Origin of the sequence: Flavobacterium sp. ov086 (assembly GCF_900187965.1) — a bacterium.
Lineage (GTDB): Bacteria > Bacteroidota > Bacteroidia > Flavobacteriales > Flavobacteriaceae > Flavobacterium.
Genome location: NZ_FZNL01000015.1, coordinates 51,838 through 76,918, shown reverse-complemented (window position 1 = coordinate 76,918; position 25,081 = coordinate 51,838). Strand labels below are relative to the sequence as shown.

22 protein-coding genes are annotated in these 25,081 nt (G+C 32.9%); 14 read left to right on the top strand and 8 right to left on the bottom strand.

Features of this window, described 5'->3' with window-relative positions; genetic code table 11:
- Positions 1-47 precede the first annotated feature (47 nt).
- Together CHB81_RS16350 and CHB81_RS16345 are read right to left on the bottom strand one after the other, a co-directional pair.
- The gene (locus CHB81_RS16350; protein ID WP_089352928.1) at positions 48-1,319 is read right to left on the bottom strand and encodes a hypothetical protein; all 1,272 of its coding nucleotides are present in this window, start codon (positions 1,317-1,319) and stop codon (positions 48-50) included.
- Positions 1,320-1,649: 330 nt separating this feature from the next.
- Complete coding sequence (locus tag CHB81_RS16345) at positions 1,650-3,284, bottom strand: ABC-F family ATP-binding cassette domain-containing protein (protein ID WP_089352927.1); 1,635 nt, start codon at positions 3,282-3,284, stop codon at positions 1,650-1,652.
- A gap of 304 nt (positions 3,285-3,588) precedes the next feature.
- Between CHB81_RS16345 and CHB81_RS16340 the strand changes: the two genes are divergently transcribed.
- The 5 genes from CHB81_RS16340 to CHB81_RS16320 all read left to right on the top strand — a co-directional run bounded on the left by CHB81_RS16340 (position 3,589) and on the right by CHB81_RS16320 (position 7,545).
- A complete protein-coding gene (locus CHB81_RS16340) occupies positions 3,589-4,260 on the top strand; it encodes a response regulator transcription factor (RefSeq protein WP_089352926.1) in 672 nt (223 codons plus the stop codon).
- Entirely contained in the window at positions 4,260-5,531 is a 1,272-nt protein-coding gene (locus CHB81_RS16335) for a HAMP domain-containing sensor histidine kinase (RefSeq protein WP_089352925.1), read from the top strand. The genes CHB81_RS16340 and CHB81_RS16335 overlap by 1 nt, the downstream gene beginning before the upstream one ends.
- A gap of 73 nt (positions 5,532-5,604) precedes the next feature.
- Entirely contained in the window at positions 5,605-6,042 is a 438-nt protein-coding gene (locus CHB81_RS16330; RefSeq protein ID WP_089352924.1) for a PepSY-like domain-containing protein, read from the top strand.
- Positions 6,043-6,070: 28 nt separating this feature from the next.
- Positions 6,071-6,529, top strand: a complete 459-nt coding sequence (locus CHB81_RS16325) for a PepSY-like domain-containing protein (RefSeq protein WP_141130412.1) — start codon at positions 6,071-6,073, stop codon at positions 6,527-6,529.
- 152 nt (positions 6,530-6,681) lie between these two features.
- Complete coding sequence (locus CHB81_RS16320) at positions 6,682-7,545, top strand: PepSY-like domain-containing protein (RefSeq protein WP_089352922.1); 864 nt, start codon at positions 6,682-6,684, stop codon at positions 7,543-7,545.
- An 83-nt stretch (positions 7,546-7,628) separates the two neighbouring features.
- Here the strand turns inward: CHB81_RS16320 and CHB81_RS16315 are convergent, their stop codons facing one another.
- Together CHB81_RS16315 and CHB81_RS16310 are read right to left on the bottom strand one after the other, a co-directional pair.
- A complete protein-coding gene (locus tag CHB81_RS16315; RefSeq protein ID WP_089352921.1) occupies positions 7,629-8,804 on the bottom strand; it encodes a GlmU family protein in 1,176 nt (391 codons plus the stop codon).
- Positions 8,805-9,138: 334 nt separating this feature from the next.
- Positions 9,139-9,393, bottom strand: a complete 255-nt coding sequence (locus CHB81_RS16310; RefSeq protein ID WP_041516871.1) for a type B 50S ribosomal protein L31 — start codon at positions 9,391-9,393, stop codon at positions 9,139-9,141.
- A 248-nt stretch (positions 9,394-9,641) separates the two neighbouring features.
- Here CHB81_RS16310 and CHB81_RS16300 point away from each other — a divergent pair, with 248 nt between their 5' ends.
- The 6 genes from CHB81_RS16300 to CHB81_RS16275 all read left to right on the top strand — a co-directional run bounded on the left by CHB81_RS16300 (position 9,642) and on the right by CHB81_RS16275 (position 16,701).
- Positions 9,642-10,172: a DUF4199 domain-containing protein gene (locus CHB81_RS16300; RefSeq protein ID WP_089352919.1), complete on the top strand. Its 531-nt coding sequence runs from the start codon at positions 9,642-9,644 to the stop codon at positions 10,170-10,172.
- Positions 10,173-10,181: 9 nt separating this feature from the next.
- Entirely contained in the window at positions 10,182-11,138 is a 957-nt protein-coding gene (locus tag CHB81_RS16295) for a glycosyltransferase family 2 protein (RefSeq protein ID WP_089352918.1), read from the top strand.
- A gap of 129 nt (positions 11,139-11,267) precedes the next feature.
- Positions 11,268-12,995, top strand: coding sequence for a phospho-sugar mutase (locus CHB81_RS16290; protein ID WP_089352917.1), 1,728 nt, complete (start codon positions 11,268-11,270; stop codon positions 12,993-12,995).
- Positions 12,996-13,000: 5 nt separating this feature from the next.
- Entirely contained in the window at positions 13,001-14,038 is a 1,038-nt protein-coding gene (locus CHB81_RS16285) for a YhcG family protein (protein ID WP_089352916.1), read from the top strand.
- Entirely contained in the window at positions 14,039-15,868 is a 1,830-nt protein-coding gene (locus CHB81_RS16280) for an ABC transporter ATP-binding protein (protein ID WP_089352915.1), read from the top strand.
- Positions 15,869-15,999: 131 nt separating this feature from the next.
- A complete protein-coding gene (locus tag CHB81_RS16275; RefSeq protein ID WP_089352914.1) occupies positions 16,000-16,701 on the top strand; it encodes a DUF2971 domain-containing protein in 702 nt (233 codons plus the stop codon).
- A gap of 215 nt (positions 16,702-16,916) precedes the next feature.
- Here the strand turns inward: CHB81_RS16275 and CHB81_RS16270 are convergent, their stop codons facing one another.
- Genes CHB81_RS16270 through CHB81_RS16255 form a run of 4 tightly spaced genes read right to left on the bottom strand, consistent with a single transcriptional unit; the run spans position 16,917 to position 22,501 of the window.
- Positions 16,917-17,639 (bottom strand): hypothetical protein, encoded by a 723-nt coding sequence (locus tag CHB81_RS16270; protein WP_089352913.1) that lies wholly within the window; start codon positions 17,637-17,639, stop codon positions 16,917-16,919.
- 46 nt (positions 17,640-17,685) lie between these two features.
- Entirely contained in the window at positions 17,686-18,339 is a 654-nt protein-coding gene (locus CHB81_RS16265) for a hypothetical protein (protein ID WP_089352912.1), read from the bottom strand.
- Positions 18,336-20,795 carry a TonB-dependent receptor plug domain-containing protein gene (locus CHB81_RS16260; RefSeq protein ID WP_089352911.1) on the bottom strand — a complete coding sequence of 820 codons (2,460 nt, stop codon included), beginning with the start codon at positions 20,793-20,795 and terminating at the stop codon, positions 18,336-18,338. The genes CHB81_RS16265 and CHB81_RS16260 overlap by 4 nt, the downstream gene beginning before the upstream one ends.
- 11 nt (positions 20,796-20,806) lie before the next feature.
- Positions 20,807-22,501 carry a M23 family metallopeptidase gene (locus tag CHB81_RS16255; RefSeq protein ID WP_089352910.1) on the bottom strand — a complete coding sequence of 565 codons (1,695 nt, stop codon included), beginning with the start codon at positions 22,499-22,501 and terminating at the stop codon, positions 20,807-20,809.
- A 179-nt stretch (positions 22,502-22,680) separates the two neighbouring features.
- On the opposite strand from CHB81_RS16255, the gene CHB81_RS16250 reads away from it, so the two are divergent.
- The 3 genes from CHB81_RS16250 to rny all read left to right on the top strand — a co-directional run bounded on the left by CHB81_RS16250 (position 22,681) and on the right by rny (position 25,041).
- Positions 22,681-22,971: a hypothetical protein gene (locus CHB81_RS16250; RefSeq protein ID WP_089352909.1), complete on the top strand. Its 291-nt coding sequence runs from the start codon at positions 22,681-22,683 to the stop codon at positions 22,969-22,971.
- A gap of 6 nt (positions 22,972-22,977) precedes the next feature.
- The gene (locus tag CHB81_RS16245; RefSeq protein ID WP_012022231.1) at positions 22,978-23,271 is read left to right on the top strand and encodes a cell division protein ZapA; all 294 of its coding nucleotides are present in this window, start codon (positions 22,978-22,980) and stop codon (positions 23,269-23,271) included.
- Between the two features lie 207 nt (positions 23,272-23,478).
- Complete coding sequence (rny, locus tag CHB81_RS16240; protein WP_089352908.1) at positions 23,479-25,041, top strand: ribonuclease Y; 1,563 nt, start codon at positions 23,479-23,481, stop codon at positions 25,039-25,041.
- Positions 25,042-25,081: the final 40 nt, after the last annotated feature.

Below are 25,081 nucleotides of genomic sequence, written 5' to 3'. Positions count from 1 at the left end.
TTAAATAAAAAATTAAGCCTGCATTAATCCTGCACCTAAAACGTAAACTAATTTCCAGAAGCTCTCCCTGCCCTTGGTGTAGTAGTACTTCTATTTCCCGAAGGGTTAGTTGCCGGACGGGGCGTAGCAGGTCTTGTTGTTGGTTGCGTCGGACGAGTAGTCGGAGTTACCGGACGTGTTGTTGGCTGTGTCGGACGAGTCGTCGGAGTTACCGGACGTGTTGTTGGCTGTGCCGGACGAGTCACTGGAGTTACTGGACGTGTTATTGGCTGTGCCGGACGCGTTGTGGGCTGTGTTGGTTTTACAGCAGGTCGCGTTGATGGATTAGTTGGAGTTGTCGGGCGTGTAGTCGGTCTGGTCGTACCTGGTTTCGTCGACGGATTTGTCGGACGGGTTACTGGTCTGGTTGTACCCGGTCTGGTCGACGGATTTGTAGGACGTGTTACCGGTCTGGTCGTAGTTGGTCTTGTAGATGTTACAGGAGCTGGCCTCTTATAATCCCTTCCGTTATAAGTCGTATTATAACGTCCACTAGTTCTATTGTCCCTAACTAATACTGATGTATTTCTTCTGTTAGCATAATTATTATAATATCTGGGATTTCTAATAGAAGCTGTTCTTTGGTAATATGAGTTTCTGTAATAATGCCCATGATACCCCCAATAATCATGATAGTAAACAGGACGCCACGGACGCCAGTATGGAGGATAATATCCCCAATACCAAGGAGATCTGTACACTACATATACAGGAGAAAACAAATACAACACAACTGGCCATACACTTACACTTACATAACTTGGGCTTGTTGTATTATAATTATTGGTTGTATTATTATTCACAATTACAGTCCCATCTCCTTTATAACCAGGATTAGGCGTTCCCGATACTGTATCTGATGGCTCTACGATATAATTTTTACCATATAAATCTTCATCCCCTATTATCTGAACGTGTACATTATTCTTTTTATCCTTATCTACCTCAATAACTGCAACATCTTGTTTTTCTGTGGCACTAACAGCAACCTGAAGAACAATCGAATGGATATTTCCATCGTTTTGACTTACTATTTCAATATAATCAATCTCTCCATCATTATTTAAATCTAAATTATTGACTTTGCTGTCTTGTTCGTTTAATACTTTTTCAAAATCTTCTAAGGTTTTTGATTTTTGAAAAATATCTAATACAGCAAATAAATTAAGATTATCTCCAGGCAAACCCAAGGCTACAGGCTCGTTATCCGTTTGAGAAAAAAGAGGCTGACTAAATATTCCAGCCATCAAAACAGCAAAAAACAAAAAGACTTTTTTCATGTTAAATTTAAGTTAATTTGAAAATACATTTACTAAGGTATGAAAAAACAGACAAAGTCTAATACATTGTCATGATTTTAGATAACTTTCTGTTTTTCAAACACAAAATAATAAAAACACAAAACTAGTTCTAGCTTTTCTTTTATAGAGGAACAAACAACATAAGAGTTATATTCTTAAAATTTGTAAATAACAGCTTTTGAAAACATAATTTTTCAGCAAACCATCTTACAAAATCCGCCTCCTTTTTCTCAAGTAACAGAGATAAAAATTACCACAAAAAAAAGCACAAGAATAAACTTGTGCTTTTTGATTTATAAAGTTCGAAAATTACTTTTCGATTTCTCTCATAGAATCCATTTTCTTGTGCGCCAGGAAACCGGCAACATCTTCAAAGTGTTCTTTCACGCGTTTGTTTCCAAATTCAAAAACTTTAGTTGCTAATCCGTCAAGGAAATCACGATCGTGAGAAACTAAAATTAAAGTTCCGTCAAAATCTCGCAAAGCATCTTTAATAATATCTTTGGTTTTCATGTCTAAGTGATTAGAAGGCTCATCCAGAATCAATAAGTTAACAGGCTCTAGTAATAATTTAATCATTGCCAAACGTGTTTTTTCTCCTCCAGAAAGCACTTTTACTTTCTTGGTAATATCATCACCCTGAAACATAAATGCACCAAGGATATTTTTGATCTGAGTACGAATATCTCCAACAGCGATTGCATCAATTGTTTCAAAAATAGTTGCATTTTCATCTAACAAAGAAGCTTGGTTTTGAGCAAAATATCCAATTTGAGAATTGTGTCCAATTTCAACACTTCCTTCATCGATACCAATTTCTTTCATGATCGCTTTGATCATAGTCGATTTTCCTTCACCATTTTTACCTACAAAGGCAACTTTCTCACCTCTTTCGATTACGATATTAGCATCTTTAAAAACAACATGATCTCCGTATTTTTTAGATAACTCTTTTACCACAACAGGATATTGTCCTGAACGTGCAGCAGGCGGAAACTTTAATTTCAATGCTGAGTTATCTACTTCATCAACTTGCACAATAACTAATTTCTCCAACATTTTAACACGCGATTGAACGGCATCAGTTTTAGAGAATGTTCCTTTAAAACGATCAATAAAAGCTCTGTTATCTGCAATCATTTTTTGTTGCTCATCGTATGCCTTTTGCTGGTGTACACGACGATCTTTTCTTAATTCTAAGTAATGAGAATATTTAGCTTTATAGTCATAAATTCGTCCCATTGTAACCTCAATAGTACGATTCGTAATATTATCTACGAATGCTCTATCGTGCGAAATTACCACAACCGCTTTCGCTGAATTAATCAAGAAATCTTCTAACCATTGAATACTTTCAATATCCATGTGATTGGTTGGCTCATCCAGTAAAATCAAATCCGGTTTTTGCAAAAGAATTTTAGCCAATTCGATACGCATTCTCCATCCTCCTGAAAACTCAGAAGTCTGACGTGTAAAATCTTCACGCTCAAAACCTAAACCTACTAAAATCTTTTCAACTTCGGCTTCATAGTTCACTTCTTCGATTGCGTAATATTTCTCACTTAAGTCAGAAACTCTTTCGATCAATTTCATATAAGCGTCACTTTCATAATCTGTACGAACAGTTAATTGTTCGTTGATTTCGTCAATTTCAGCTTTCATTTTAAAAATCTCACCAAAAGCTTTTGATGCTTCTTCCATTACTGTAGAACCATCTTTAGTTAACAAATGCTGAGGCAAATAAGCCACAACAGCATCTTTTGGTGTAGAAATACTTCCAGTAGAAGGTTTGCTCTGACCTGCAATTATTTTTAAAAGTGTCGATTTTCCCGCACCATTTTTACCCATAAGGGCAATTTTATCATTTTCATTTATAGCAAAAGAAACATCGCTAAATAATGTAGTTCCACCAAACTGAACCGAAATATCGTTAACTGTAATCATTACTTTCTGTGAATTTGTTTTATCGGTTCATCGTTTATTTGATAACCCATTTTTTTCGTGGTGCAAAGATAGATTAATTAGATAATTAGGCAATTAGAAAATGTGGCAATTTGTCAATTAGATAATTAGATAATGCGTGTATTAGCTAATTATCTTTTCAAATTAAACTTATCTCAAAGAAATACATTATCTCAATATCAAATTGGCACATTTTCTAATTAGAAAAATTCCCAAATGTTTCCAGAAATCTGTATTTACTTTGAAATCGTATTCTTACATTTGAATTACATAAAACAGACAAAGGATGAAAGTTTTAATTATAGAAGATGAAGCTGGTTTACGTGAAGTCATACAACAATCGCTTGAAAAAGAGAAATACATCGTTGAAACAGCACACGATTATATTTCAGGATTTGATAAACTTGGAACTTATGATTATGATTGCATTTTAATTGATATTATGCTTCCTCATGGTAACGGGTTAGATTTACTTAGGGAAATTAAAAAACAAAAAAAGCAAAGTGCCGTTATTATTATTTCTGCTAAAGATGCAGTTGATGACAAAGTCGAAGGCTTGAATTTAGGTGCTGATGATTATTTGAGTAAACCTTTTCATTTATCTGAATTGCACGCCCGAATTAAATCAGCAATTCGAAGAAACAATCATAATGGAGATAATTTGATTGTATGGAAAAACATAACTCTTTCTCCGGAACAAAGAACGGTTTCTATAGACGATAAAGAACTAATTCTAAACCGAAAAGAATTTGATCTATTGTACTACTTTATTATTAATCCAAATAGACTAATTAACAAAACTGCTATTGCCGAGTATGTTTGGGGCGATCATACAGATCAGGCCGATAACCTGGACTTTGTTTATTCGCAGATTAAAAATTTAAGAAAAAAACTGAAAGATAGTAATGCCGAAATTGACATTCAGGCAGTTTATGGTATTGGTTACAAAATGAGTTAATGAAATTACAAAACTACACTCTTCGCTATCTGGCAATAACATTGCTGCTCGTCATTCCAATTTGGGCTGGAGTTTTTTATGCTCATATTCTGGACGAAGTACACGATAATATTGATGATGATTTAAAAAACTCAAAAATCATGATCATGCGCCATGTATTTACGGACAAAAAAATCTTGAACTCTCCAGAATTTGGAATCAATAAGTTTACGATAAAACCACTTCCAAAAGGGAATTATTCTCATAAAGATAAACTTTATACTTCGTCTGAATTTATGGAATATGATAATGAAGATGAACCTATCCGGGTATTAAAAACAATTTTTAATGATGATAACGGAAACCCTTATGAGCTCATTATAAAAGCTTCAATAGTTGAAGAAGATGATCTTTTGGCAGATTTGTTCCTGTCTTTAATTGTTTTATATATTATGCTGGTAATTACCATACTGGTAGTAAACCATTTGTTATTAAAGAAAATATGGAAATCGTTTCATACCATTTTGGAAAATATTAAAGAAATAAAACTTGGAACCGGCAGTAAATTAAAACCTATTAACTCCCCTATTGATGAGTTTAATGTTTTAGCAAATGAAGTAGAAACCATGCTAAACCGTAATGAAACGATCTATTCAAGTCAGAAACAATTTATCGAAAACGCATCACACGAATTACAAACTCCACTGGCAATAAGCATCAATAAATTAGAGTTATTTGCAGAAAACGCAACCCTCTCTGAAGAACAAATGATGGAAATTGGAAAGATAACCGACACCTTAAACAGATTAACACGTTTAAACAAATCGCTGTTAATGTTGTCAAAAATCGAAAACCAACAATATCCTGAAGAAGAAGATATCAACTTTAATAAACTTAGCTCTATTTTAACCGAAGATTACTCTGATCTAGCTGATTTTAAAAAAGTAAAAATTACTATAATCGAAAATGATACTTTACATTTTTCTATGAATAAAGGATTGGCAATTGCATTAATCAGCAATTTATTAAAAAATGCTTTAATCCATAATCATCCTCAAGGTTTTGTGAATTTCACAATCAACAAAAGTGATATTTCAATTTCTAATAGCGGAAGTAATTCTCCATTAAATTCAGAACTAATCTTCAATAGGTTTTACCGTCGTACTACAACAAACGAATCTACCGGCTTAGGTCTTCCTCTTGTAAAATCTATTATTGCAAATTATTCGATTACGATTGAATATTTATTTAATGAAAAACATACCTTCAAAATCAATTTTCCAAAAAAGTAGTCTTTTTATTATGTTTTCCTAATTGTTTCCTAATTCAGGTTATAGGTTTGTATCAAATTAAAAACTTATAATTATGAAAACGAAATTAAAATTAGCAACATGTCTACTTGTAGGATTAACATTCTCTGCAAATGCTCAAAAAACTGTTATAACAAAAACTGCTCTGCCTGTTCCTGCTCAAACTTTTCTAAAAACTCATTTTGCAGGACAGGAACCATCACATATTATTAAGGATAAAGAAACTTTCTCGACAGATTATAAAGTTCAATTTTCAAATAACATTGAAGTAGAATTTGATGCAAAAGGAAATTGGGAAGAAGTTGACGGAAACCACACTTCAATTCCCACTGCGATAGTTCCTAAAGCAATTGCTTCATATATAAAAACAAATTTTGCTAATACAGCAGTAACCAAAATCACTAAAGATTATAGAGGTTATGAAGTAGACATAAACAATGGACTAGAACTGGAATTTAACTCTAAAGGCAGTTTTTTAAGAATTGACAATTAAAACAATCATTTATCAAATTACGACAATCATGAAAAAAATAATTTTAACAGGCTTTATTACTTTATCGCTTTTATTCACAGCAACATCTTGCAATAGTGATGATGATCACGAACGAATAATTAGTGCCGCAGATTTACCAAAACCAGTAGACATTTTTGTTACGACCTATTTTCCTAATGCAACATATCAGACAATAAAAAAGCAAAACAAAGCTGATCATGATGGTTCAATTTATGATGTTTATCTAACTAATGGTTTTGAAATTGATTTTGATCTCAACGGAAACTGGATTGATATTGATGGAAATCATCAAGCGATTCCAACTGATTTGATTCCGGAAAAAATCAATACTTATGTAACGACAAACTATCCCAATCAGTTTGTAACAGCAATCGATAACGAAAGAACATATATAGAAATAGAACTTTCCAGTAACCTTGAATTGATATTTGACACTCAGGGAAATTTCCTAAGAATAGATCATTAAAAACTAAATATTAAATACCATAAGCTCCGATATTTTAAATTGGAGCTTTTTTATAATAAATTTATAAAAAATAAGAAAATTCCTAATTGTTTCCAGATTCACATTATAATATTGCACTATAATAAAAAACTTAAATTTTAAATATTCAGATCATGAAAAAAACATTCTTAACAAGTTTTATGGCTTTATCTATTTTACTTTCTGCAACTTCTTGCGACAGCAATGATAATGTTGCAACTACTGATAAAACTGCAATCGAACCAACAACTCTGCCATCTACGGCAAAAACATTTACAGAAACTTACTTTCCTGATGCGATATATAAATCGGCAACAAAATTAAAAACTCCTAGTGTAAATGGCACTGTGTATGATGTTTCGCTGGCAAACGGTTTTGAAATTGATTTTGATGCTAACGGAAACTGGACAGAAATTGATGGAGGAACTCAAGCTATTCCAACTAGTTTGATACCCGAAAAAATCAATACTTATATAGCTGCCAATTACCCTAATTTATTTATTGTACAAATTGAAAACGAGAAAACTAAATATGATGTAGAACTTTCTAACGGATTAGATCTGGTTTTTACATCAGGAGGGGATTTTGTACGAATTGATAAAGACGGAGACAATCATAATGAAGTTGTAGTTAATTCAAGTACACTGCCAGCAGCGGCAAAAACGCTAATTAGCACACATTTTCCCGCAGCAACAATTAGATTAGTGGAGAAAAAAAATAGTGCAAGTACAAACGGAACTATTTATGATGTTTCACTTTCAAACGGCTTCGAAATTGATTTTGATATTAATGGAAACTGGACAGAAATTGACGGAGGAACCCTGGCAATACCAAACGCTTTAATTCCTGCAAAGATTGCTACTTATGTAACTGCAAACTATCCTAATTTGTTTATCACACAAATTGACAATGAAAAAACATATACAGATGTAGAGTTATCTAATGATGTAGAATTGGTATTTGATACACAAGGAAATTTCCTTAGAATTGATAATTAATACAACAAAACCCGACAGATCTTTAAAAATCTGTCGGGTTTCTTAATTTTCGAATTATCAAATTGACTAATTATCTAATTTAATTAATCTTTTCTCCACTTTTTAGTTTCTTCAAAAATATGTTCTAATATTGCAGATTCAGTTTCGTCGAAATCTATGTTTCGTCTTCCCATTACTAATTTTGCTGTTTCAAAAGCTTTTTTGGTTACATAAGTTGTAAAACCAGCTGCTCCTCCCCAAGAAAAACTAGGAACAAAATTACGAGGAAAACCGCTTCCAAAAATATTAGCGCTCACTCCAACTACAGTTCCGGTATTAAACATAGTGTTGATTCCGCATTTACTATGATCTCCCATCATCAAACCACAAAACTGAAGTCCTGTTTTAGCAAAACCTTCGGTTTCGTAACTCCATAATTTAACTTCTTCATAGTTATTTTTCAGGTTCGAATTGTTACTGTCCGCTCCAATATTACACCATTCGCCTAAAACAGAATCTCCTAAAAATCCATCATGCCCTTTGTTCGAATTTGCAAAAAGAACAGAATTTTTAACTTCTCCCCCAATTCTTGATCCGGGACCAACAGTTGTTGCTCCATAAACTTTGGCATTTAGTTTTACTTGAGCATTTTCGCATAAAGCAAAAGGGCCACGAATTACGGTTCCTTCCATAATTTCGGAATTCTTACCTATATATATAGGACCATTTGAAGCATTTAAAGTAACAAACTCCAGTTTTGCACCCTCCTCAATAAATATATTTTCGGGCGCAATGACGTTTACACTTTTCGGAATTGGCTGCGATTTTCTATCTTCGGTTAAATAAGCGAAGTCTTCACGAATTGCCGCATCATTTTTAGAGAATATATCCCAGGTATGTTCAACTGTTAAGCTTTCGTCATTATATTGAATGATTTCGTACGAATCAAAATCTACTTCTTCCTGATTTTCTGTTGTAAAAAAAGCGATTACATCATCACCTTTAAAAATGGCTTGATTTTCTTTTAAATCAGAAATCAATTCTGCCAACGTATCATTTGGTAAATAAGCAGCATTTATCATTACATTTTCTTCCATTTCCACCATAGGAAATTTAGCAGATAAATAATCTTCAGTAATTGTAGTTATAGTAGAACCTAAGCGCGCTTCCCATTTTTGACGAATCGTCATGATTCCAATTAAGATATCAGCAACAGGTCTTGTGAAGGTAAAAGGCAATAAAGCATTCCGGACGGGACCGTCAAAAAGAATGTAATTCATAAATAAAAAATTTGGTACTTGTTAAAATCTCGATTTGGTTATCGAGCTCAAAGTTACAAATATTTTATGGGTTTGATTAAAAGTACGCTTATTCAAAATAAGAAAATAGTTGCTTTTTTAGTTAATACGTTTTTTATATTAATAATCATTTAACCGCAAAGTGCGCAAAGGTTTTACGCAAAGCTCGCAAAGTCATTATTCACAAGCTTTGCGAACTTTGCGTTTACTAAGCACAAACTTAGATAAAAAACTTTGTGAACTTTACGGTTAAATTTTACAACTCCATAAAAAAAGCCTTCCGATTGGAAGGCTTTTGTATAAATAAAAACAGTTATTAGTTTTTAACGTGTTTTGCATATTTAGTTTTGAACTTGTCAATACGTCCTGCAGTATCGATAAGTTTAGATTTACCAGTATAAAAAGGGTGAGATGTTCTAGAAATCTCCATTTTTACAACTGGATACTCAACTCCGTCAACTTCAATTGTTTCTTTTGTATCTGCAGTAGATTTAGTGATAAAAACGTCATCATTTGACATGTCTTTAAATGCAACTAATCTGTAATTTTCTGGGTGAATTCCTTTTTTCATCTTTTTCTTTTATTTATTGTTTAGAGCATTTTTATTTTGAAGCTTTTCCATGGTTAGAAAAAGGTGTAAACAAAGTATACTCTTTTTTGTTTAAAATTTTAATTATTTTGAGTCTGCAAATTTACAATTCTTTTTTAATATACAAATCTTTAACTCACTTTTTTTTAGTTAAATTCAAAAAGCTTTTTTTACCTCTCATTATATTGGGAATTGCTATATTTGTGGATTAATTTTAAACATATAGAAATATGATCAATGAAGTTATAAAAAAGAATGGTATTACTTATGGTGTAATGATTGGAATTGCATCTGCATTAATTACTGCAACTATATATGCGGTTGATCTACATTTATTCACTGCATGGTGGGTTGGACTTGTTGGAATAGCTATAAGTCTGACTATTAGCATCCTTTTACTTTCTAAAACCAAGAAAGATTTAAAGGGAGTTTTTCCTTTTAAAGATGCCTTTACTACTTATTTTATTGCTGCTGTAATTGGAATTCTGATTTCTACTTTTTTTAATATTATTCTATTTAACGTTATTGATCCGGCTGCAAAAGAAACTGTGCACGAATTAGTGATTAAATACACCGTTGAAATGATGCAAAAATTTGGATCTCCGGCATCGGTTATCAATGAAACTATTGCAAAAATGAAATTAAACAATCCGTATTCAACATTTGAACTATTAAAGGGATCTGCTTTTGCAATCGTAATCAGTTCTGTTTTTGGTTTAATTTTCGCAGCATTTTTTAAAAGCAAATCTACACAAGAATAAAAATTATAAATGAATTTATCTATACTTATACCGCTTCTAAACGAGGAGGAATCACTGAAAGAACTCTACACGTGGATTATTAAAGTGATGCAATCTAATAATTACTCTTATGAAATCATTTTTGTAGATGATGGCAGTACGGATGATTCTTGGAATATTATTGAAAGTTTTTCGAACGAAAATCCAAATGTAAAAGGAATTCGCTTCATGAAGAACTTTGGAAAATCGCAAGCTTTACACGCTGGTTTTGCAAAAGCAAAAGGTGATGTGATTATTACTATGGATGCCGATTTGCAAGATAGCCCGGATGAAATTCCAGGATTATACGAAATGATTACGGCTCAGAAATTTGATTTGGTTTCTGGATGGAAAAAGAAACGTTACGACTCAGTTGTGGCAAAAAATCTTCCTTCAAAACTATTTAATTGGGCTGCCAGAAAAACTTCGGGCGTTGAATTAAATGATTTTAACTGCGGATTAAAAGCATATAAAAATACAGTTGTTAAAAACATTGAAGTTTCGGGCGAAATGCACCGATACATTCCGGTTTTGGCAAAAAATGCCGGTTTTAATAAAATTGGAGAAAAAGTAGTAATTCACCAAGCTCGTAAATATGGTGAAACCAAATTTGGAATGGAACGTTTTATAAACGGTTTCCTCGATTTGATTACGATTTGGTTTTTATCAAGATTCGGAAAAAGACCAATGCACTTGTTTGGAGCAATGGGTTCTTTAATGTTTATTATCGGTTTTTTATTGGCGGGTTATATTGGAGTTTCAAAATTATACCATATGTATAATGGAATGAAATATAGCTTAATAACCAGTAATCCTTGGTTTTTTATTGCTTTAACAACTATGATTTTAGGAACTCAATTATTCTTAGCAGGCTTTCTGGGAGAGATTATTTTGAGAACTAAAAGTAACGAAGCTCGTTATAAAGTTGCCCGAGAGGTTAATTTTTAACATAAAGCCCTAGCCCTGATAGAAGGGAAAATCCTTTTTTATTCGCCGCGGCGGATAAAAAAGATTGGAATGATAGCAGGAAATAGCTCCTGAAAATTATTATTATTTAAATATAAAAAGATACGAATGATGAATATAGCACCTAATATTTTGAATGCTGTAAACGAATGGTTAACTCCTACATTTGACAACGAAACACAAGCGGCGGTTAAGGAATTAATAACAACTTCACCTAAAGAACTTGAAGAAAGTTTTTATAAAAATTTGGAATTTGGAACTGGCGGAATGCGCGGTGTTATGGGCGTTGGTAATAATAGAATCAACAAATATACGCTTGGAAAAAACACACAAGGATTGTCTGATTACATGCATGAAGTTTTTCCAAATCAACCTTTAAAAGTTGTTATTGCTTACGATTGCCGTCACAATAGTAATACATTGGCAAAAGTTGTTGCCGATGTTTTCTCTGCAAACGGAATCCATGTTTATTTATTCTCGGATTTGCGTCCAACTCCGGAATTATCTTTTGCGCTTAAATATTTAGGCTGCCAATGCGGAATTGTATTAACTGCTTCTCATAATCCGCCGGAATATAACGGATATAAAGTATACTGGGAAGATGGCGGACAAATCGTTCCTCCACAAGATGCTGCAATTATCAACGTGATCGAAAATTTGGGTTACGACAAAATAAAATTCAATGCAAACGAAAGCCTGATTCAATATATCGATACCGAAATTGATAAAGCTTTTGTAAAATCATCTATCGAAAACGCAAGTTTTAATACTCTCGCTGCCGCCAAAGACAATTTACAGATTGTTTTTACCTCGCTGCACGGAACTTCTATAAAATCTGTTCCTGATACTTTATCACAAGCAGGTTACAAAAACGTACATATTGTACCGGAACAAGCAATTCCTGACGGGAATTTCCCAACGGTAAAATCTCCAAATCCAGAAGAGCCTGAAGCTCTGACAATGGCTTTGGCATTGGCAGATAAAACGAACTCAGATATCGTTGTTGGAACTGATCCTGATTGTGATCGTCTTGGTGTTGCAGTTAGAAATAACGACGGCAAAATGATTTTGCTTAACGGAAATCAAACCATGATATTAATGACTTCTTTCTTATTGAAACAATGGAAAAAAGCAGGTAAAATTAATGGAAAACAATTCGTGGGCTCTACAATCGTTTCTACGCCAATGATGATGGAATTAGCAACTACCTATGGTGTAGAATGCAAAGTTGGTTTGACCGGCTTTAAATGGATTGCCAAAATGATTAAAGATTTCCCTGAGCTTGAATTTATTGGAGGTGGTGAAGAAAGCTTTGGTTTTATGGTTGGCGACGCTGTGAGAGACAAAGATGCTGTTGCGGCTACCTTATTAATATGTGAAGTTGCTGCTCAGGCAAAAGCTGCCGGAAGCAGTGTTTATAAAGAACTTTTACAACTTTATGTTGAAAATGGCTTCTACAAAGAATACTTGGTTTCTTTGACTAAAAAAGGAATGGAAGGTTTGCAGGAAATCAATCAGATGATGATTGATTTACGTGAAAATCCTTTGAAAAAAATCAGCGGACAACGCGTGATTATGGTTGAGGATTACCAATCTTCTATCGCATTAAATTTATTGACTGGCGAAGAATCTACGATGGACATTCCGAAATCGAATGTGTTGATTTATTATACTGAAGATGGTTCTAAAATTTGCGCAAGACCAAGTGGAACGGAACCAAAAATTAAATTCTATATTAGTGTAAATGCAGAATTAGATTCTGTTGAAAATTTTGACGCCGCAGAAAGTTTCTTAGACGAAAAAATTCAAAGCATTATTGCAGGAATGCAATTGAAATAAAAATAATGAGTGACAAAATTGACACTAACGATCAACCTGAACTATTAGATTCAATTATTGGATTAATAGATCGGACTCGTCATTTTGTTGCCAAAACGGTTAATCAGGAATTAACTTTGCTGTATTGGAAAATTGGAAAAACCATTAATGAGGAGATTCTTAAAAACGACCGAGCTGATTATGGAAAAAAACTGATTAAAAATTTAAGTATAGAGCTTTCTAGCAGATATGGAACTGGTTTTAACAAAAGAAACCTACACAGTTTCATCAAGTTAAACACTATAATTCAAGATCTTACAATTGTGCACACAGTGTGTGCACAATTGAGTTGGTCTCATATTAGAACTCTAATTTATATTGAAAACAATATTAAAAGAGAGTTTTACATCCAGATGAGTGTTCACGAAAGATGGAGTGTCAGAACTTTGCAAGAACGCATTGACAGTATGCTTTATGAAAGAACTGCTATCAGTAAAAAACCCGAACAAACCATTATTAATGATTTAGCATCATTAAAAAACGATAAACAAATAAGTCCTGATTTAACTTTTCGAGATCCTTATTTCTTAGACTTTTTAGGATTGCATGATAGTTATTCCGAAAAGGATTTAGAGAGTTCTATCTTAGCTCAACTGCAAAATTTCATTACTGAAATGGGCAGTGAATTTGCTTTTCTTGCGCGTCAAAAAAGAATTACAATTGATGACGAAGATTTCTACATCGATCTGCTTTTTTACCATCGTGGCCTACGCCGATTAGTTGCTATTGACTTAAAATTAGGAAAATTTAAAGCCGGTTACAAAGGTCAAATGGAATTATATCTACGTTGGCTCGAGAAAAACGAACAAAAAGAAGGCGAAAACAAACCAATTGGATTAATTTTGTGCAGTGAAAAATCTCCTGAACAAATCAATTATTTGATGCTGGATAATGATGAGCAAATTAAAGTCTCAGCTTATTTAACCCAATTACCCGAAAAAAAATTATTGCTAGAAAAACTGGAAAGAGCCATTGCTATAGCAGAAAATAACATCTATAAATAAATGAGTAATATCAAAAAAATAGTTCCTTTTATATATCCGTATAAAAAATATGCGTTTCTAAACATTTTTTTCAATGTTTTGTATGCGCTTTTTAGCACACTTTCTTTTGTTGCTTTAATACCAATGCTTCAGGTATTATTTGATCAGACAAAGGCAAGAAAAGTAAAACCAGTATATCAAGGGATCTTAAAACTCCAGCAATATGGTGAAGATTATTTAAGCTATTATATCACCACGACAAAAGGCAATCATGATCCCGGATACATTTTGTCGATAATGGTAGCAATTATAATTTCGATCTTTTTATTAAAAAACTTAGCAGATTATTTAGCTATGTTTTTTATCACTTTTTTACGAAACGGTGTTTTAAAAGATATGCGAAATGCGCTGTATAAAAAAACACTGGAACTTCCTTTGGCATTTTATTCTGAGAAAAGAAAAGGTGATGTTATCTCGAGAATTTCTGCTGATGTAAATGAGGTTCAAAACTCATTTTTAGCCATATTGGAACTTATTGTAAAAGAACCATTAACCATAGTTTTTACTATAACAACAATGCTAATCATTAGCACCAAACTAACGCTATTTGTTTTTATTTTTATTCCGGTATCAGGTTATATCATTTCTTTAATTGGAAAACAACTTAAAAAACAATCAACTAAAGCACAGCAAGAACAAGGTACTTTTTTATCTACTATTGAAGAAACTATCGGCGGATTGAAAGTTGTAAAAGGATATAATTCTGAAAACTATTTTAATACAGTTTTTCAAAACTCAACTGAACGTTTTTTTAACCTATCTAACAGCATTGGTAATCGCCAGAATTTAGCTTCTCCTGCAAGTGAATTTATGGGAATTACTGTTATTGCAATTTTATTATGGTATGGAGGACAAATGGTTTTGATTGACAAGACTCTAAGCGGACCTTCATTTATTGCGTATATGGGATTGGCTTATAATATCCTGACACCTGCAAAAGCGATTTCTAAAGCTTCTTATGGAGTAAAAAGAGGGAATGCTGCTGCTGAACGTGTTCTTGAAATTTTAGATCAGGAAAACCCAATTGTTTCAAAACCTGACGCGATCGAAAAAACAACTTTTGACAACAATATAACCATTCAGAATATTAACTTTAAGTATGAAGATGAAACGGTTTTAAAAGACTTTTCTCTTCAAATTAAAAAAGGTCAAACTGTGGCGCTTGTGGGGCAATCCGGAAGTGGAAAAAGTACGATCGCAAACTTATTGACCCGTTTTTATGATGTGAATGACGGAACAATTTCGATTGACGGAATCAACATCAAAGACATGAATCTGCAATCGCTTCGAAGCCTAATGGGATTGGTTACGCAAGACAGTATTTTATTTAATGATACAATTAAAGCCAACATCTCTTTAGGAAAATTAGATGCTACAGACGATGAAATTATTGATGCTTTAAAAATAGCTAATGCTTATGAATTTGTAAGCGAATTACCTTTAGGAATCTATACTAATATTGGTGACAGCGGAAATAAACTTTCGGGTGGTCAAAAACAACGTTTATCGATTGCACGTGCAGTATTGAAGAATCCTCCTATTATGATTTTGGATGAAGCAACATCGGCATTGGACACAGAAAGCGAGAAATTTGTTCAGGTTGCTCTTGAGAATATGATGCAAAACAGAACTTCGATTGTGATCGCTCACAGACTTTCAACAATTCAAAAAGCAGATGTAATTGTTGTGATGCAAAAAGGAAAAATCGTTGAACAAGGAACTCACGATGAATTAATTGCACATAACGGCACTTATAACAAATTGGTAACGATGCAATCTTTTGAATCGTAAATAAAAGAATATACTTTTAGCCACAGATTACACAGATTAGCATAGGTTCTTTTTTTAAACAATGAAATAAACCCTTTTAATCACTGTAATCTGTGGCCTTTTTTTTAGAATAAACCCTAAATCTGTAAAAGATGTATCGTAATAATCCGACCATAAAACTTCCTGAGGATCCAGATACAGTTGTTTGGAAGTACTTAGACCTGTCTAAGTTTCTGGATTTATTACTTTCTAAGAAGCTTTTTATGTCGCGTTCTGATAAATTTGAAGATCAGTACGAAGGCACTTTTAGCGAACCGACTTTTGAAGAGATTAAAAAATTAGCCACGGACAATCCTGACTTTTTAAATTATTACAAAACCCACAGAGAACAAGTTGCTGTGAGCAGCTGGCATATTAACGAATACGAATCTTTTGCGATGTGGCAAATTTTTACACAAAATAGTGAAGGATTAGCAATTCAGTCTACAATTGGAAGATTACAAAAAGCATTAAAGCCTGAGAATAATTTTGACCAATACATAGGCGAAGTCAATTATATCGACTACAAAAAAGAATATATTCCGTTTGATGATTTGTTTTTCCCGTTTCTCTTCAAGCGAAAAAGTTTTCAGTATGAACGTGAAGTTCGTATTATTACAGACACTTCAAAAAGTACTATCAAACTGAATGACGGATTAAAAATCAATGTTGATATTAATCAGCTAATTGAAAAGATATACATTCATCCAAAATCAGAAAACTGGTATAAAAAACTCGTAATTGATTTAGTAGATCGCTTAGGTTTTGGAATCGAAATCGAAAAATCTGACCTGGAAAGTGATATTTTGATTTAGATTTTTTTGCCGCAAATTCACAAATTAAACATTGTAAACTGGACTGAAGTCCAGCTCTGCAAAATTCGCCGAACCTACGGCTCTTTTCTTCAATTCCTTCGGAATTGTAAAAGTTTCTTATTTTAATTCGTCAATTAACAAAAAAAGCCAAGAAATTAAATAATTTAATTTCTTGGCTTTTTTCACAACTAAATTCTAATTTTTCAATCTAAAATCTAGATCGGTTTATAGCTCTTAACTTCCCATTTTTTAGAAGCTAAATCAATGTAATTATAATGCAAAACATCATTTTTATCGAATTGTCCGTTTTGATTTGTGTCTTCAATTGTTCTAAAGTATAGACGATTTTTAGATTCAATTAAACTCCAATCTACTAGCTCCTGAAGATCTTCTGAGACTTTGGTAAAATTCTCTCCACTAATATTACTTAAGTACAATGTTTTAATATCTCCAGTATCAATTTTCCCGTCTTTGTTAGTATCAGAATCAGTTAAAGTATATACCATAACTTTATTCTGAGTTCTATCAGCTACTGTCTTTAAATAAGTCGCGGTTAAAATTAAAACCGGCTTATCAGATAATGGACGAATAGAATCTGAATCTACTTTTTGAAATTTCAAGTTCTGTAAATAACCTGTAATTTCATATTCTCCTAAATTTGAAATTGTAAAACTCACATCATTTACACTCGAAGATCCATAACGTGCTTTTGTTCCTCTTTCAAAAACGCGTAAATCTCCAACCGGATGAATTAAATAATTCGTTCCCTCCATCTGAATAGGTAAATCAGCTACTTCTATTTGCGTTGAATCCGATTTTGTTACGATACTTCCTTTACTTGCAGCATCATAAATTACTTTTGGTTTCTGAACTTCATCTTTACAACTCACTAATGTTCCGATGATTGCTAAGGCTATATATTTTAAGGAATTTTTCATGTCTGCAAATTATATTAGAATATCAAATATAGTATTTTTGATTGTATTATCTACTTTTATTGAATTTTACCAGAGCAAATATGTTGAGAAACACAAGTCCTAGATAACCTAACGATAGAATTTTCCATTTGTTTTGAAAAAATGATATTTGAAAGGCTTTTTCTTCCTCTTCTCTTTTATTTTCTAATTCCCAACGTCTTTGTTTTGCCATTAATTCTCCCGTACCACAATCCATTGTATGATACTCAATAGTGTCTTTAACTTTCTTAAAAGTATTACTACTTCCTAAAATATAAATATCATTATTATTTATGATCCAAGTTGGAGCCTCCTCTTCTGCTATAATATCAATAGTTCGAATAAATGTTTCATAATATGTTTGTGAGCCAAAATGAATTTTAACTCCATTTATTGTATCCTTATTAGTTCTTAGCATTCTAAGATAAAGCTTCATTTGATTCAAATCTTTAGTTCCATCTAACTCACTTCCGTTAAACTCAAATACTTTATATTCCCTTAAGGTAGAAAATTTGTATTTTTCAAAAACATCTTCATAAGGCAAACCTAATTCTATTCCACTATATACCTTAAAAGCATCCACTTTATAAAAATGATAAAAACAAAACAAAGGAATAAAAACCAACGAAATCATTCCCGGAACGTAAAAAATCTTCTTCCTTTTTTCACGTTTTTCTATCATAATCTCGCATTCAATTTTATATTGAAAACTCTCGAAGTCATATAATTTGGAATCGCATATTGATTTTTAGAATATACATCGCGAACCCAAGTATTTGTAATTGCGTTTTGATTGTTGAAAAGATTAAAAATCTCCAATCCAACAGACAATTCTTTGAAGTTTTTTAACCAGTTTGATTTAGCCACCTTAGTACTGCTATCTACAAAAACTTTGGCAAAACCAATATCCACTCTACGATAATCGTTCAATCTGTTTTGATACAAATATGGATCTGAATATGCCGGCGCTCCTCCTGGTAAACCAGTATTATAAACTAAATTCAGGTATAATTTTACACTCGGGATATTTGGCATATAATCCTGAAACAACATCGCAAATTTCAAACGCTGATCTGTAGGTCTTGCAATATATCCCTTTCCTTCATAGTTTTCTTCGGTTTTCAAATAACCAAAACTAATCCATGATTCTGTTCCCGGCACAAATTCCCCATTCAATCTAAAATCAAGACCTTGTGCATACGCTATCGCATTATTATTGGCAACATAACGAATTCGGACATTATCGATCGAATACACATTTACATCTGAAAGTGATTTATAATAAAGTTCCGTCACCCATTTAAAAGGGCGATTCCACATTTTGAAATTATAATCATTACTCAAAACAATATGAACAGATTCCTGCGCTTTCACATTTGGGTTCACAACACCTTCCAAATCTCGAAGTTCTCTGTAAAAAGGCGGTTGATAATATAATCCTCCTGAAAGTCTGAAAACCATATCCATATCCCAATCCGGTTTTATGGCAAATTGTGCTCGCGGACTAAAAACGATTTGATTTTTTCCTTCAACAGCTGCTCCGGAAACGTTCCAACTCTGGAAACGTGCTCCTAAATTATACCAAATCTGACTCGATCCTATTTCGGACTTTTTATTGTATTGTGCATATCCCGAAAATCTGTTTATAGTATTATAATTTGTTGCACGCACATCCTGATAAGGCAATAATGGCCCTATATAAGGCTGATAAGGCTCATTATTTTTAGGTAAAATAACTAGTGGCGGATTTATAGAAAACCCAGCCGAATCGATGGCTTCCCATTCTACAACTCTGTCTCTTATAGATTCTCTGGTATACTTAAGTCCAAATTCTAACTGACTATCATTTAACCATTCTTTAAATCCTTTAACTTCGGCATTTGCAATTAAAGCATCCAAATCGTTACGCGCATGACTTAATTGTGAACCAATTCCTTTTGTAAAATCAACTTGGGATGTATCTTCTTCTCCAACATTTCCAAGACGATATTGCGCCAGAATATCAAAATGTTCTTGCTCTGTCGTATGAAATAATGAACCTATAAGTTTTAGCGTAAAACTTGGCGAAACTTTATAAGTTGTTTTCAAAGCACCAAAATAAGTATCGTATTTATCCCTCTCCTGCCCATCATAATATACCGAAAGAGTCATTGGCTGATCGATTGTTCCAAATTTTGTCTCACGCGTTAATGGCTGATACAAATATTTATTTTCTGAAATGTTCCCTAAAAAACTAATTTGCCATTTTTGAGAAATATCATAATTTATATTCGTTTGAATATCAACAAAAGTTGGAGTATAATTAGTTTCTGTATCCTGACTATTTACAAGCAAACTATTATTTCGATAACGAACTCCAGTCACTGCTGACCATTTTTTGTTTTTAGAAACAGCATCAACAGACATACTTCCTCCAAGTAAGCTTGCTTCTAAAGAAGCTCCAAACTGAGTTGGTTTTCTATATGTAATATCTAAAACGGAGGATAATTTATCTCCAAATTTAGCCTGAAATCCTCCAGCCGAAAAATCAACATTCTGAACCAGATCAGTATTAGTAAAACTCAATCCTTCCTGCTGACCAGAACGAATTAAAAACGGACGATACACTTCGATTTCATTTACATAAACTAAATTCTCGTCGTAATTTCCACCACGAACCGCATATTGTGTACTTAATTCATTATTAGAATTTACGCCAGGTAATGTTTTAAGAATGTTTTCGATTCCGGCATTTGCTCCAGGAATCTTCTTAATCGTTGCGACATCTATGGTTGCAATTCCCTGAACTCGTTTTTTATTTTTGGAAGAAACAAAAACTTCGCCCATTTGCTCCTCAGAATTACTCATTACGGGATTAAAAACAAAAATTTCGTTTGGTTTTAAACTCACCGTCAAACTCATCATTTTTAAAGAAATGTGAGTAAAAATCAAAGATGTCTTTTTGTTCGAAGGAACATCGATTTCAAAAAAACCATTTGAATCTGATTGTGTTGTATTTCCTAGTGAGGTAATATTTACATCACCAACGGGACGTTTTTGATCATCTAAAATAACACCTTTAACATGAGCATTTTGAGCAAATGAAACGCAAGCAATGCATAAAAAAAGAAAAACGAATATTACCCTGTTATTATTCAAACGTTTTGATTTTATTTTTGTTGACTTCTAAAAAAATGAGTTTCAAAGATAGCAGAATTACCCACATTATCAATTACTTCTATTTTTAAATCGTTTGCTCCTTCGACAAGCATTGTATCATCAAAAGTATGTGTGATTTTCTTCGTTTTATTTTCATACTCAAACAAAATCCAATTTCCGTTTAAATATCCGTTGTATGATTTAATTCCTGATGAGGAATCATTTATAATGAAATCAATTTTCTTAACACCAGTAATCCATTTATTCTCAATTGGATTTACAATCTTAATCGTTGGCGCAATAGTATCTAAAACCAACCCAAATTGTCCCAACGTTTTTGATTTAGCTGTAAATACATCTCCTTTTCTAATTGTACCATTATAACCGGCACTGTTTCCGCTAAATCTTCCTATAAAAAGTTTGTCTTTTAACGCTTCCGGATAAGAACTATCATTTATTGTAATTGTAAAATTTGAATGTACCGGAACCGTATCATCGTGAATATAAATACGGTTGTTTTTTACATCAAAATTCAAATTAAAATCATCATAAAAAGTTCCGGCAGGAAAAAATACCGACATATTGTCCTTTTCAAAATTAGAATCTTTATTGACTTTTATAAAATATTTTGAGGTTACAGGTTCTTCTTTTACAATTGGTGTTGCTGTATCATATTCAACCGGAACCGTAATCGATCTTAAATTGCCAAAATAATCAGAAACTTCAATTCTATATGTTGAAGCTAAATTTGGCTCAGTCTCAATAACTCCATATTTCGAATCGGTTTTAACAATACTTAAAGCATAAGGCGTTTTCATAAATAGTTTTTGAACACGTTGACCTGATTTTTTATATCTACCATAATCAACCAAAGCATTTACATATCGCATTTCGTCAAATGAATACGTATTGAACTGATAATTATAGTTCTGATTTCCATTTAAAAAAGTTGAAACATTAAAAACTCCGTTTTTATTAAACGAAACATCATCAAGATCAACAGCAACAATTCCAAAACCAATTTTTCCATTCGCTTTTACTTTGCTTGCCAAATAGGTTCCGTCTTTTTGCAATGCAACATTCAAAAGCAAAGGCTGCTTAGACTGATTGACTGTAGAATTGTCTAACGGATAAACATACACACTGGAAACTGTTGGCTTTTTTGTGTCTTTTATATTTTTATCAAATCCGAAAAATATTGGATTAATAACAAATTCTGTTTTTGTATCGCGAATTTCAAAATGAAGATGCGGCCCTTCTGACGAACCTGTATTTCCGGAAAGTCCAATTATTTGTCCTTTTGTAACAGGTAATTCATTAGGTTTTGGAAACATTTCGATTTCATAAGCTTTCTCTTTATAATGTGTTTTCTTTACATAATCCTGAATTTCGCTTACAGCCGTTTGCAAATGTCCATAAACTGAAGTATAACCATTTGAATGTGTAATGTAAATACATTTACCGTTTCCGAAGGTCGAGATTTTTATTCGCGAAACATATCCGTCAGCAATTGCATGTACAGTTAATCCTTCTCGTTGATTGGTTTTTAAATCGAAACCAGCGTGAAAGTGATTGGGTCTCAACTCTCCAAAATTGCCCGAAAGCTGCATTGGAATATCAAGTGGCGGTCGAAAATCATTTTTTGGATATTGCGTCTGGGCAAAAATAAAATTAGAAAAAAACAGGGCAAGTAGTGAAAATCTCATAAACAACATTTTTGCTAAGATAAAGAAATTAGCTACTAAAACCGAGTAAAAAGCTACAAAAATACAATTAATTGAATTTCATTTGATTGCTTATTTTTAATGTAAAAAAATCGATAAAAAATTGCATTAATAAAAAGGAATACTAACTTTGTATGATTAAGTAATGAATAGGATTTATAATGAGTGTAATTGCAGAAATAATTGATACTCTTGAATATAAAGTCGAAAAGCTTTTTGAGAAATCAAAAGCTTTAGAACAAAACAATCAGGTTTTACGATTAGAACTAGCCAAAGCTGCGCAAATTATCCAGAAACAATCTGAAGAAATGGAGGCTTTGAAGAAGCAATACGAGACACTTAAAATAGCCAATTCGTTGCTCGGCAGCGACAATAACAAGAGAGAGACAAAGCTTAAAATAAATTCATTAATTCGCGAAATTGATTACTGTATAGCACAACTATCAGATTAGAAAGACATGGACGGAAAGCTTAGAATTAAAATATCAATCGCAGACAGAGTTTACCCTTTAACGGTTGAACCAGCTCAGGAAGAAGGACTTAGAAGTGCTTCTAAAAAAATTGATGCTATGATCAAGCAATTCGAAGAAAGTTACGCGGTACGTGATAAACAAGATGTTCTGGCTATGTGTGCCTTGCAATTTGCATCACAGGTAGAACAAAAACAAATTGATAATGCAATCGATGGCGAAGAAACTATCGAAAGAATTAAAAGATTAAATTCGCTATTAGATCAATATCTCGAAAATTAAACGTTCTTTACAGAAACTAAGATACTGCCTACATTAGTTCACAATTGGTAAACTCAACACTAACAATTTAGAATGAGCAAATCGTCGCTACTATAGTATGCCATGCTTCGGCTTGGAAACTTGAACAGTGAGTTAGCTCAAAACTTGTCTTTACGAGTTTATTCAAGCAATTAATGTAGGCTTTTTTATATATAAATTTTAACAAACATGGACATAATAACGATCATTATTTCAGGGATTGTGGGGATTGCAGCAGGTTTTGCAATCGCTAAAATCATCGAAAAAAGCAATATTTCTAATTTAATTAAAAACGCAAAGAAAGAAGCATCTTCAATTTTAAAAGATGCTAATTTAGAAGCCGAAAACATTAAAAAAGATAAAATTCTTCAGGCAAAAGAAAAATTCATTGAATTAAAATCTGAGCACGAACAAGTAATTTTAGCCAGAGATAAAAAAGTAGCAGAAGTAGAAAAAAGAGTTCGCGATAAGGAATCTCAAATTTCTAACGAACTTTCGAAAGCCAAAAAAGTAAACGACGATTTTGAAGCTAAAACAAACGAATACAATAACAAAATTGAAGTTTTAGATAAAAAACAAGCTGAAGTTGACAAATTACACAAAAGTCAATTACAACAACTTGAAGTAATTTCAGGGCTTTCTGCTGAGGAAGCAAAAGAGCAATTGGTTGAAGGTTTGAAAGCTGAAGCTAAAAGCAAAGCAATGTCTCATATTCAAGATACGATTGAAGAGGCAAAACTTACTGCACAGCAAGAAGCTAAGAAGATTATCATCAATACTATTCAAAGAGTTGGAACTGAGGAAGCGGTTGAAAATTGCGTTTCTGTTTTCAACATTGAATCTGATGATGTAAAAGGTAGAATTATTGGTCGTGAAGGTCGTAACATTAGAGCACTTGAAGCTGCAACAGGGGTAGAAATCATTGTTGATGATACACCGGAAGCTATTATTCTTTCTTGTTTTGATCCGGTTCGTAGAGAAATTGCTCGTTTATCATTGCATAAATTAGTAACTGACGGACGTATTCACCCTGCGAGAATTGAAGAAGTTGTTGCTAAAACAGCTAAACAAATTGACGACGAAATTGTCGAAGTTGGTAAACGTACTGTTATTGATTTAGGAATTCATGGTTTACACCCGGAATTAATTAAAGTGGTTGGTAGAATGAAATACCGTTCTTCTTACGGACAAAACCTATTACAACACTCAAGAGAAGTTTCTAAACTTTGTGGTATCATGGCTGCCGAATTAGGCTTAAATGTGAAACTGGCTAAAAGAGCAGGTTTACTACATGATATTGGTAAAGTGCCGGATACTGAAAGTGATCTACCACACGCTTTATTAGGTATGCAATGGGCAGAGAAATATGGCGAAAAAGAAGAAGTTTGTAACGCAATTGGAGCTCACCACGACGAGATCGAAATGAAATCATTACTTTCTCCAATCGTTCAGGTTTGTGATGCTATTTCAGGTGCAAGACCAGGTGCAAGACGTCAGGTTCTGGATTCATACATTCAGCGTTTGAAAGATCTTGAAGAAGTTGCTTACGGATTTAGCGGTGTAAAAAATGCTTACGCAATTCAAGCCGGTAGAGAACTTCGTGTAATTGTAGAAAGTGAAAAAGTTTCTGATGATAATGCAGCAAATTTATCTTTCGAAATTTCACAAAAAATTCAAACCGAAATGACTTATCCAGGTCAGGTAAAAGTTACTGTAATTAGAGAAACCAGAGCAGTTAATATTGCGAAGTAATCTTCTCAATCCTTATAAAACAAAAAAGACTATCAATTGA

What these genes read in the sequence shown, in the direction of transcription:
- CHB81_RS16245 (WP_012022231.1), top strand. Translation starts at nt 22,978, where the DNA reads ATGGACGGAAAGCTTAGAATTAAAATATCAATCGCAGACAGAGTTTAC.
- CHB81_RS16270 (WP_089352913.1), bottom strand. Translation starts at nt 17,639, where the DNA reads ATGAAAAATTCCTTAAAATATATAGCCTTAGCAATCATCGGAACATTA.
- CHB81_RS16295 (WP_089352918.1), top strand. Translation starts at nt 10,182, where the DNA reads ATGAATTTATCTATACTTATACCGCTTCTAAACGAGGAGGAATCACTG.
- CHB81_RS16350 (WP_089352928.1), bottom strand. Translation starts at nt 1,319, where the DNA reads ATGAAAAAAGTCTTTTTGTTTTTTGCTGTTTTGATGGCTGGAATATTT.
- CHB81_RS16320 (WP_089352922.1), top strand. Translation starts at nt 6,682, where the DNA reads ATGAAAAAAACATTCTTAACAAGTTTTATGGCTTTATCTATTTTACTT.
- rny (WP_089352908.1), top strand. Translation starts at nt 23,479, where the DNA reads ATGGACATAATAACGATCATTATTTCAGGGATTGTGGGGATTGCAGCA.
- CHB81_RS16330 (WP_089352924.1), top strand. Translation starts at nt 5,605, where the DNA reads ATGAAAACGAAATTAAAATTAGCAACATGTCTACTTGTAGGATTAACA.
- CHB81_RS16290 (WP_089352917.1), top strand. Translation starts at nt 11,268, where the DNA reads ATGAATATAGCACCTAATATTTTGAATGCTGTAAACGAATGGTTAACT.
- CHB81_RS16325 (WP_141130412.1), top strand. Translation starts at nt 6,071, where the DNA reads ATGAAAAAAATAATTTTAACAGGCTTTATTACTTTATCGCTTTTATTC.
- CHB81_RS16250 (WP_089352909.1), top strand. Translation starts at nt 22,681, where the DNA reads ATGAGTGTAATTGCAGAAATAATTGATACTCTTGAATATAAAGTCGAA.
- CHB81_RS16280 (WP_089352915.1), top strand. Translation starts at nt 14,039, where the DNA reads ATGAGTAATATCAAAAAAATAGTTCCTTTTATATATCCGTATAAAAAA.
- CHB81_RS16300 (WP_089352919.1), top strand. Translation starts at nt 9,642, where the DNA reads ATGATCAATGAAGTTATAAAAAAGAATGGTATTACTTATGGTGTAATG.
- CHB81_RS16315 (WP_089352921.1), bottom strand. Translation starts at nt 8,804, where the DNA reads ATGAATTACATTCTTTTTGACGGTCCCGTCCGGAATGCTTTATTGCCT.
- CHB81_RS16265 (WP_089352912.1), bottom strand. Translation starts at nt 18,339, where the DNA reads ATGATAGAAAAACGTGAAAAAAGGAAGAAGATTTTTTACGTTCCGGGA.
- CHB81_RS16345 (WP_089352927.1), bottom strand. Translation starts at nt 3,284, where the DNA reads ATGATTACAGTTAACGATATTTCGGTTCAGTTTGGTGGAACTACATTA.
- CHB81_RS16275 (WP_089352914.1), top strand. Translation starts at nt 16,000, where the DNA reads ATGTATCGTAATAATCCGACCATAAAACTTCCTGAGGATCCAGATACA.
- CHB81_RS16310 (WP_041516871.1), bottom strand. Translation starts at nt 9,393, where the DNA reads ATGAAAAAAGGAATTCACCCAGAAAATTACAGATTAGTTGCATTTAAA.
- CHB81_RS16255 (WP_089352910.1), bottom strand. Translation starts at nt 22,501, where the DNA reads ATGAGATTTTCACTACTTGCCCTGTTTTTTTCTAATTTTATTTTTGCC.
- CHB81_RS16285 (WP_089352916.1), top strand. Translation starts at nt 13,001, where the DNA reads ATGAGTGACAAAATTGACACTAACGATCAACCTGAACTATTAGATTCA.
- CHB81_RS16335 (WP_089352925.1), top strand. Translation starts at nt 4,260, where the DNA reads ATGAAATTACAAAACTACACTCTTCGCTATCTGGCAATAACATTGCTG.
- CHB81_RS16340 (WP_089352926.1), top strand. Translation starts at nt 3,589, where the DNA reads ATGAAAGTTTTAATTATAGAAGATGAAGCTGGTTTACGTGAAGTCATA.